Origin of the sequence: Streptomyces sp. NPDC001027 (genome assembly GCF_040299045.1) — a bacterium.
Classification (GTDB): domain Bacteria; phylum Actinomycetota; class Actinomycetes; order Streptomycetales; family Streptomycetaceae; genus Streptomyces.
Genome location: NZ_JBEPBI010000289.1, coordinates 1 through 8,925, shown reverse-complemented (window position 1 = coordinate 8,925; position 8,925 = coordinate 1). Strand labels below are relative to the sequence as shown.

The 8,925-nt window shown below is 69.7% G+C and carries 7 protein-coding genes; 2 read left to right on the top strand and 5 right to left on the bottom strand.

The genetic code is table 11. The features are described 5' to 3' along the window. Positions 1-271: GNAT family N-acetyltransferase (locus tag ABT300_RS38225; protein WP_502978082.1), on the bottom strand; the 271-nt coding region annotated here is incomplete at its 3' end. A 28-nt stretch (positions 272-299) separates the two neighbouring features. Further along, positions 300-1,289, bottom strand: coding sequence for a GNAT family N-acetyltransferase (locus tag ABT300_RS38220; RefSeq protein WP_351686065.1), 990 nt, complete (start codon positions 1,287-1,289; stop codon positions 300-302). Positions 1,290-1,407: 118 nt separating this feature from the next. Between ABT300_RS38220 and ABT300_RS38215 the strand changes: the two genes are divergently transcribed. Beyond that, a complete protein-coding gene (locus tag ABT300_RS38215; RefSeq protein ID WP_351686063.1) occupies positions 1,408-1,719 on the top strand; it encodes an NIPSNAP family protein in 312 nt (103 codons plus the stop codon). A gap of 69 nt (positions 1,720-1,788) precedes the next feature. On the opposite strand, the gene rph is transcribed toward ABT300_RS38215, so the two are convergent. Beyond that, positions 1,789-4,392 (bottom strand): rifamycin-inactivating phosphotransferase, encoded by a 2,604-nt coding sequence (rph, locus tag ABT300_RS38210; protein WP_351686061.1) that lies wholly within the window; start codon positions 4,390-4,392, stop codon positions 1,789-1,791. A gap of 432 nt (positions 4,393-4,824) precedes the next feature. On the opposite strand from rph, the gene ABT300_RS38205 reads away from it, so the two are divergent. Then, entirely contained in the window at positions 4,825-6,663 is a 1,839-nt protein-coding gene (locus ABT300_RS38205) for a glycoside hydrolase family 15 protein (protein WP_351686059.1), read from the top strand. Positions 6,664-6,798: 135 nt separating this feature from the next. Here ABT300_RS38205 and ABT300_RS38200 read toward each other — a convergent pair whose 3' ends face one another. Both ABT300_RS38200 and ABT300_RS38195 read right to left on the bottom strand, forming a co-directional pair. Then, positions 6,799-7,947 carry a sensor histidine kinase gene (locus ABT300_RS38200; RefSeq protein WP_351686057.1) on the bottom strand — a complete coding sequence of 383 codons (1,149 nt, stop codon included), beginning with the start codon at positions 7,945-7,947 and terminating at the stop codon, positions 6,799-6,801. A gap of 170 nt (positions 7,948-8,117) precedes the next feature. After that, a complete protein-coding gene (locus ABT300_RS38195; protein ID WP_351686055.1) occupies positions 8,118-8,738 on the bottom strand; it encodes a transposase in 621 nt (206 codons plus the stop codon). Positions 8,739-8,925: the final 187 nt, after the last annotated feature.

Below are 8,925 nucleotides of genomic sequence, written 5' to 3'. Positions count from 1 at the left end.
CGGTGAGCGGGGTGTGGTGCGTGCAGCTGCAAGGCGGAGGAGGGCGTCGATGCGGAGCATCGGCAACCGACGACAACGCGGCAGATGCGCGTGCCGCACCCGGCGTCTGCGGCGTGATCCAAACGACAGGCCCTAGGTGGGCGCGGACCTGCGGATCTGTCAGGAGTTCGACGAGGCCGTCGATGTCGGCGTCGTGCGCTCTGCGCAGCCGGAGGCGGTCCGTGCCGATCTCCGCGGCAGACAGTGTGGGCAACGGGGTCATGCCGGTCATTGTCCTGCTCCCTCCCACCGTCGCGGGCTCACTCCGGCGGCACTGCCGGGAAGCGCAACGCGTCCACCACCACCTCGCCTTCGGTCCTCCCGGGGGTCAGCTCCTTGCTGTAGACCGTGGAACTGCGCCGGACCGTCATGCCGATCCGTTCGTACAGCGACAGCGCTCCGGTGTCGGAGTGCGTCCACAAGGTGCAGGTCCGCATTCCGCGGGTGTGGAACGTGCGGAACGCCTCCCGCAAGAGCATGCGCGCGATCCCCCGGTTGCGGTGGTCGTGCCGTACCGCGACGCGCTCGACGTACCCCTCGTCCCTGCCCGGGCCGTTCAGGGACAGCACCGCGCCGACCATCTGCCCGCCCGCGAAGGCGATCGGTGACGCCGCCGGTTCGAACGTCGCGCGTTCGACGGTGTGGCGGGCCCACTCCTCGTACGACTGCCGCCGCTGCTGCCACTCGTCGAACGCGTCCTCGGCGAGCCGGTGCACCGCGTGCGCGTCGGCGGGCCGGAACGGCCGGACCGTGACCCCCTCGGGCGGCTCGGGCACAGCCGGTTCGTCGGGCATCGCGAACTCCAGCAGCCACTCCGTGACGAGCGGGGAGTACCCGCTCGAACCCAGCAGCGCGACGGCCGCGCGATCGCCGTCCGGGACGGTCTGTGCGAGACGGTCGCCGCCCCGCTGCCGGGCCCGTGCCTCGGCGCGCGCGAGCAGTGACCGGCCGAGCCCCCGCCCTCGGTGGTCGGGGTGGACATCGACCGTGGACCGCCGCCCCCGCACCCACGCCCAGCCCGCCGGCTGCCCGCCGCGGTCGTGGACGAGCACCGTGTCGCACGCGAGGTCCAGACCCGGCTGGCCGAGATCGGCGGCGATGCCGTCGGCGTCGGTCGTGGCGCGGCCGTGCAGCCGGTGTTCGCAGGCGGCGACCAGGCGGTGGATCTCCGGGACGTCGGCGGTCGTCGCCGGGCGGCTCCGGTAGCCGGCCGGCAGGGGGAGCAAAGGGAGCAGGGGAGAGTCGGACACAGGCGAACCCTGCGCCCTCCGCGGTCGCCTGTCGACCCGATTTCCCCGGCCGGCGCGCGACGCCCGGTGTCGTCGAGCCGCGTGCCGGCGCCGACGCGTCCGGCTGCATGATGGTGACATGATCACCGTTCACCTGACGTACGAGATCGACGCCGACAAACTGGAGGACTTCGAGGAGTACGGTCGCCGCTGGGTCGGGCTGGTCGACCGCTTCGGCGGGACGCATCACGGCTACTTCCTGCCCAGCGAGGGCGACAGCGACATCGCCTACGCCCTCTTCTCGTTCCCGAGCCTTGCCGCGTACGAGCAGTACCGCACGGACAGCATGACGGATCCGGAGTGCCAGGAGGCGTTCGAGCTGGCGCGCCGCACCCGCTGCATCAGGCGGTACCAGCGCCGCTTCCTCCGCCCGCTCGACGGGGCGTCCTGATCCGTCGGCGGCACGTCCCGGGAGGCCCCGCGAGCGTCGACCGCGGGGCCCCTGGCACGTCCCGGCCGGTCAGGACAGGATCTCGACGTAACCGTCGGTCGCGTGCACGCGGATCCGCTGCCCGTCCCGGATCAGCCGAGTGGCCCCGTCCACGCCGACGACCGTCGGCAGACCGTACTCCCGGGCGATCACCGCGCCGTGCGTCATCAGCCCGCCCACCTCCGTCACCAGGCCCGTGATCCCGACGAACAGCGGCGACCAACTGGGGTCGGTGAAGGCGGTGACCAGGATGTCCCCCGTCTCGAGATCGGCCTGCGCCATGTCGAGGACGACGCGGGCCCGGCCCTCGACGACCCCGGCCGACACCGGCAGGCCGACGAGCGCGCCGGCCGGCACGTCGTCGCGCCGGTACGCCCCGGTGACGGCCTCGCCGTCCGAGGTGAGGACCCGGGGCGGCGTCAGCGCGTGGTACGACCGGAAGGCGTCCTTGCGCCGCTGGATGAGCCGGTCGTCCACCTGGTGCGTGCGCGAGGCGTGCTGGAACTCCTGGAACGTCAGGTAGAAGACGTCCTCCCCGGCGGAGAGCACACCGGCCCGCACGAGTCGTTCGGCCTCCTTCAACAGGGCCTGCTTGTAGCAGAAGTAGCGGCTGACGATGCCGTACTTGGGGTACTCCCGGTAGCCGATGAAGGCGCGGACCTGGTCGATCATCCGCTGTGTCTCGTCGGCCTTTCGGTCACCGTCGGGCAGTTCCCGCAAGCGTGCCAGCACCTCCTCCGCCTTCTCTCGCGCCTTCTGCCGGCCCTCCTCGAAGCGCCGTGCGGCGGCGCCGGGTTCGATGTTCCTGACGTTGTCGAGGATCACGGGCACGAGCGTGGCGGGGCGCTCGCGCCAACGCGGCCGCGTGATGTCGATCTCGCCGACGCAGCGCATGCCGTACCGGTCGAGGTAGGCCTCGATGGCGTCGCGCGCCTCGGCGCCGCCGGCGAGTCCGGCCAGTTCGTCGAGGAAGTCGTCGTCCTCGACGCCCTGCAGGAACGCCACGACCTCCGCGTGGGGGCGGATCACGTCCGCGACGTCGAGCAGCGCCAGTCCCATCTCCGACGTGACGTTGCCGGGCGCGGACAGGGTGAGCGTGTCGGCCGCGTTCTTCTCGCCGAGCCACTCCTGCAGCCTGTCGTTGAGCCACCAGGTGGCCTCCATCGCCACCATGATCGCCCGGATGTTCAGCGGATCGGCGATGACGCGTTTGTGCTCCTCGAAGGCCTCCGACAGGAAGTCGAACAACGCCGGTCCGCTCTTGGCGGCGATGTCGCGCTCCAGGGCGGCGACGGACGCCTCGCTGCGGGCGATCAGCTCCGCGACCACGGCCGGATCCGTCTCGGTCGGGTCCGGGCCACCGCCGACCGGCGGTCCGCCGGGAGCGGTGTCCGGGAACGACGGCACGAAGCCGTCGCGCTCGAGGACGGTCTCCAGCGCGTCCCTGGTCAGCGGATCGCCTCTGCCGATGACGTCCAGGAGACCCGCGCGGCTCGCGGGCGCGGCCAGACGCGGGGCGACGTCGACGAACAGTCGACCCCCTGCCTCGTGCATCGGGACCATGGCCGTCAGCCGCCACATGGACAGCCCCAGCGGCTTCATGGGGTCGGTCATCATCTGGCCGTGGCCGACGGAGACGTACACGTGGTTCTCCCCGTCGCCGCCCTCACGGACGGGGACGGGGAACAGCGTCGTGATCGGCCGGCTCTGGACGATCACGAAGTCACCGTCGACCAGGCACCATTCGATGTCCTGCGGGCGGCCGAAGCGCGCTTCGATCCGCCGGCCGATCCGGACGAGCCGCACCGCCTGTGCGTCCGTCAGCACCGGCTGGTCCCGGCGCCGCGGCTCGACGGCCACCTCGCGCGTGCCGCCCGCCGGCAGGGCGTGCAGGGCCCGGTGTTCTGCGGCGATCGTCCTTTCGACGACCTCGTCGCCGCGCACCCTGAAGACGTCCGGGTTCACCAGGCCCGAGACCAGCGCCTCACCGAGGCCGAAGCCGGCGTCCACGGTGGCGACCTTGCGGTTTCCGGTGACGGGGTCGGCTGTGAACAGGATGCCGGACGCCTGAGGGAAGACCATCCGCTGCACGACCACAGCAATGTGGACCGTGCGGTGGTCGATGCCGTTCCGCCGGCGGTACACCACGGCCCGCTCGGTGAACAGCGAGGCCCAGCAGCGGCTGACGTGCTCCAGCACCGCCGCCGGTCCCACGACGTTCAGATACGTGTCGTGCTGGCCGGCGAAGGACGCCGTCGGAAGGTCCTCCGCCGTCGCGCTGGACCGCACGGCGCAGGCGGCGTCCTCGCCCAGCTCGGCGAGCGCGCCGGTGATCGCGCTCGCCAACTCGCCCGGGACGGCGATCCCTTCGATGGTCCGCCGGATCTCCGCACTCAGGGCGCGGACCCCCTCCGTGTCCTCCGGATCCAGACGCGACAGCTGATCGAGCCGATCGTCCAGCGACGGCGCCTGCGCCATGACCCGCCGGAAGGCGTCCGTCGTCACGCAGAACCCGGCCGGCACCCGGATGCCCTCGATCCGCGACAGCTCGCCGAGGTTCGCGCCCTTGCCTCCGACGGCCGCGACCTGCGTCCCGTCGACGTCGCGCAGATTCCACACGTACGCTCCGCTCATTGCCGCGCCTCCGAAGCAGTCGTGTTCCGTCGCAGTGCACTGGCCGACCGGATCACCGGCGCGGACCCTCTCGACGGCCATGCCGCTCCCGCCGCCCGTCCGACGCCGTCGTCTCCCCGGTACGTCGACAACACACGCACTCGTGCCCTCATTTCCGCAGGTTGTGGCCTTGGCCGACGATTCTGCGGCACCCCCCGGGCCTTGCCGCAAGCCCCCCGGTGCGCTATACGTTGAGTAGGGCAAGGAGAGAGAACTCCTTGCCCTTGTGCGTCGGCCCGCCTGTTTCCCGGCGACGGCCGTGCGGCGCGACCACGCACTGCGGGCAGGTGGAGCCGCAGGCCCGGTCGACGGCCCGCGCGCCGATTCCAGAGGCTCGGCCTAGTCTGTAGCAAGGGGGCGATCGGGTGAATCGCGCACCGAGAGGCACCCCTGATGGACGACTACCCACTGATCGAGAACCACGGACTCATCGGTGACCTGCAGACCGCGGCGCTGGTGACCACCGACGGCAGCGTCGACTGGTTCTGCGCGCCGAGATTCGACTCTCCCAGCGTGTTCGGCGCGCTGCTGGACAAGGAGAAGGGCGGCCACTGCACGATCCGGCCGCAGCACCGGGCGTACGCGACCAAGCAGCTGTACCTCCCCGACACGGCGATCCTGGTCACCAGGTTCATGACCGAGGCGGGCGCCGGCGAGGTGATCGACTTCATGCCGGTGACCGGCACGTCGGTCATGGAGAGCCACCGACTCGTGCGCATGGTGCGCTGCGTGCGCGGCAGGATGACCTTCGACGTCGAGGTGGAGCCGCGGTTCGACTACGGACGCAAGAGCCACCGCCTGCATCTCAGCGAGCACGGAGCGGTGTTCGTCTCGGAGGACGGTGTGGAGGTCACCCTGCACCCCATCCGTGAGCCGGACGACGAGCGGCTGCTCGATCTGCTCACCGATCGGCGTGACTCCCTGCACTTCACCCTCACGCTGGAGGCCGGCCAGGAGCGCGGAATGGTCCTCGAGCGGTCGTCCGGCGGACCGCCCCGGGAGATGCGCCTCGCCGAGTACGGCCGGCTCTTCGACGAGACGGTGGCGTTCTGGCGTTCCTGGCTGCGCCAGTCGCGTTACACGGGGCGCTGGCGCGAGACCGTGGAGCGTTCCGCGATCACGCTGAAGCTGATGACCTTCGCTCCCACGGGCGCGGTGGTGGCCGCGCCGACGGCCGCGCTTCCGGAGCAGCTGGGCGGCGAGCGCAACTGGGACTACCGGTTCACCTGGATCCGCGACGCCTCCTTCTCGGTGTACGCCCTGCTCGGGCTCGGTTTGACAGACGAGGCCCGAGCCTTCATCCAGTGGCTCTCCGACCGGGTCGGGGAACACGCGGGCAAGGACGGCGACACCGGTCCGCTGAACATCATGTACGCGGTGGACGGCTCCTCCGACCTGACCGAGACGACGCTCGACCACTGGGAGGGCTACGCGGGTTCCGCGCCCGTGCGCATCGGCAACGGCGCCGCCACACAACTCCAGCTGGACATCTACGGAGAGGCGCTCGACAGCATCTACTTCGCGCACCGGCACGGTCTGCAGGTGGGGCACCATGGATGGCGGGCGATGCTCACCGACCTCGACTGGCTCGTCGACCACTGGGACCAGCCGGAGGAAGGCCTGTGGGAGACCCGCGGCGGCCGCGAGGACTTCACCTACGGCCGCGTGATGTCCTGGGTGGCCTTCGACCGTGCGCTGCGGCTCGCCGAGTCCAACGGCCGGCCGGCGGGCGTCGAACGCTGGCGCGGCGCCCGGGACGACTGCTACGAGCAGGTCATGTCCAAGGGATGGAGCGAGGGGCGTCGGGCCTTCGTCCAGCACTACGGCAGTGACGTGCTCGACTCCTCGCTGCTGCGCATGTCGACGGTCGGGTTCATCACCCCCGAGGACCCCATGTGGTCCTCGACGCTGGACGCCATGGAGGAGGAACTGGTCAGCGACAGCCTGGTCTACCGCTACAACCCCGAGGCCTCACCCGACGGTCTGCGCGGCTCCGAGGGCACGTTCTCGCTGTGCACCTTCATGTACGTCGACGCCCTGGCGCGAGCGGGCCGCACCGAGAAGGCGCGGCTCGTGTTCGAGAAGATGATGGGGTACGCGAACCATCTGGGCCTGTACTCGGAGGAGATCGACCCGACGGGCCGTCAACTGGGCAACTTCCCGCAGGCGTTCACCCATCTCGCCCTGATCGACGCGGCCATCACCCTGGACGCCGCCCTCAACCGCACGTAGGCCGGTTCGGATCACCTTCGCCGGCCGAGCAGGCGTGCCTGAGGGGGTGCCGGGAAGACCCGGCGCCCCTCAGGCCATGCCATGCCGTGACTGCCCCGGTGAGGCTTCGCAGATGAGACACACCATGCTGGGGCGTCAGGTCGAGACGACCGGCAGGGGAAGGGCTGCCTCGACGGACCAGCCTCCGTCCGGGCGAACCCCCATGGTGGCCTCGCCGCCGCACAGTGCCGCGCGTTCGCGCATCCCGATGATGCCATGGCCTGGCAGCGCGCCCGGCACCGCGTGCCTGCCTTCGTCGTCGACACGGAGGCGCACAGCGTCAGGCCGGTAGTCGACCGTCAGGGTCGCGCAGGCCGGCCGGGCATGGCGGCTGACGTTGGCGAGGGCCTCCTGAAGGATGCGGTAGGCCGTCAGGTCCAGCATGCTCGGCAGCGGCACAGGGGTACCGTTGACGACGATCTTCACCTCGGCGCCGGCCCGGCGCGCACTGTCGGCCAGTTCCTCGACGTTCGCCAGCGAGGGCGGGGCCGCGGTGTCCGCGCCGCCCCGATCGCTGCGCAGAGTGCCCAGCATGCTGCGCAGTTCGCTGAGGGCCGTGTCGATCTCCTCTCCGATCTCGTCGAGAACATCGCTCTCGGACGTCGCCGGCAGTCTTCGGACGTGACCGGCGGCGGTGATCCGCATGGCCACCGCACTCAGCCTGTTGGCGACGACATCGTGCAACTCCCGTGCAAGACGCAGCCGTTCGCTGTGCGCCGCAGCGTGTGCGTCCAGTTCGCGAAGCCGCTCAGCCTGCGCCGCCTGGGTGGTGGCCAGTTGGATCCGACCTCGTACGGTGTCAGCGACAGCGCAGAGAACGAGCGGAACAAACGTGAAGGTCATGGCGTCGTAGAGAGCCATCACGGGTGGTGTGTCGTTCTGGTTCATCATCTGGATGTGCTGCTGAGCGTCCAGTGCGACGGAGACACCGAGCAGGACGATGGCGCTGTGCCGCATACGGGCGGTGCCCTCGGCGATCTGGCTGAACACCGCCACCCACACCGAGGCCTGGGCCATGGTGGGCACCAGCCCTGCATCGGTGAGGGAGACGACCCCGACCCATGTGATCAGGTATCCCGAACCGGCGACGACCAGTGCCGCCGCCGGGCGCGTACGGCGCCACAACACGGACATGCCCAAAGAGGCCCCGGCGACGACGTTGGCTGCCGGCCCGTACATCGTCACGCCGTACCAGTAGAGGTCGCCCAGGTCGAGCGCGGCTGCCACGGCGATCAAGGCGATCACAGTCGCACGATGCGAGCGTGGAGCGTCGGGCGAACTGCTCAACGTGCCGGGCATGAGGACTCCGTTACGGCGCCCCTTCGGGGCGTTGCTGTCGTCGTGATGTCGATCCCCCGGAAAAGGAGTATCCCACTGCCGGGGCGATAGCTTTGTGCTTCATCCAGCAGGACAGATCACGAGTGTGCGGGTGGCTGGGACACCGACGACCAAGCACAGTCAGGCCTCGTCCGACAGGACATGCAGCCCGGGATTCGTTCTGCCCCTGTCCATGCCTCTCGGATCTCCACGTTGACCCCCTTCTCGGTCCGTGCGTGGGCCGAGTCGAGGATTCTTCGAGAGAACGCAATCAGGCCTTTTTCCTCACGCCTCTGCAGAAGCGCGTCATGCAGCTTCCGCCACACGTCGGCCTTGGTCCATATCAGAAAGCGCCGATGGACAGTTGACTTGGAGACCCCGAAGCACGGTGGGAGGGACCGCCAGGCGCAGCCACTGACCAACACGTAAAGGATGGCCGCGAACAGCGTTTCATCGCATCTGTTCGCCGTGCCGCCGCCCTGCCGGCGCGTTTGGTGTTCCGGGATCGCATACTTCGCCGTCTCCCACAGTCCGTGAGGCACGATCCAGTCCCATGAAACCCTGAGAGGGGGCAATTCTATGGTTCTTCCTGACGTAGAGACCAGTGGAACCGGGAACGGCCGCTCTGATCTGCAGGCCGACCGACGGCTCGTCGCTGAATTCGGCCATGGCGAGCCGATGTTCTTTTGTAGAAGGGCACACGCTTCGTCCAGCTCCATCCATGATCGAAGGGGCTGGCCAAAACTATGGGTTGAACGGCGTCGAAAACTTGCACAGGCTCAGGAACTGCACCAAGTGCTGGGACGGTTGAGGGGCAGCCCCGCCAAAGTGAGGGGAACGAGTGCCTTGACCGGAGGGGGCCTGTGCAGTCGGCGCGAGTCGGCAGAACGTCGACGTGGCCGCTCG

Excerpts from the sequence above, each read along its gene's own strand:
- ABT300_RS38215 (WP_351686063.1), top strand. The coding sequence starts at position 1,408 with ATGATCACCGTTCACCTGACGTACGAGATCGACGCCGACAAACTGGAG.
- rph (WP_351686061.1), bottom strand. The coding sequence starts at position 4,392 with ATGAGCGGAGCGTACGTGTGGAATCTGCGCGACGTCGACGGGACGCAG.
- ABT300_RS38205 (WP_351686059.1), top strand. The coding sequence starts at position 4,825 with ATGGACGACTACCCACTGATCGAGAACCACGGACTCATCGGTGACCTG.
- ABT300_RS38195 (WP_351686055.1), bottom strand. The coding sequence starts at position 8,738 with ATGGAGCTGGACGAAGCGTGTGCCCTTCTACAAAAGAACATCGGCTCG.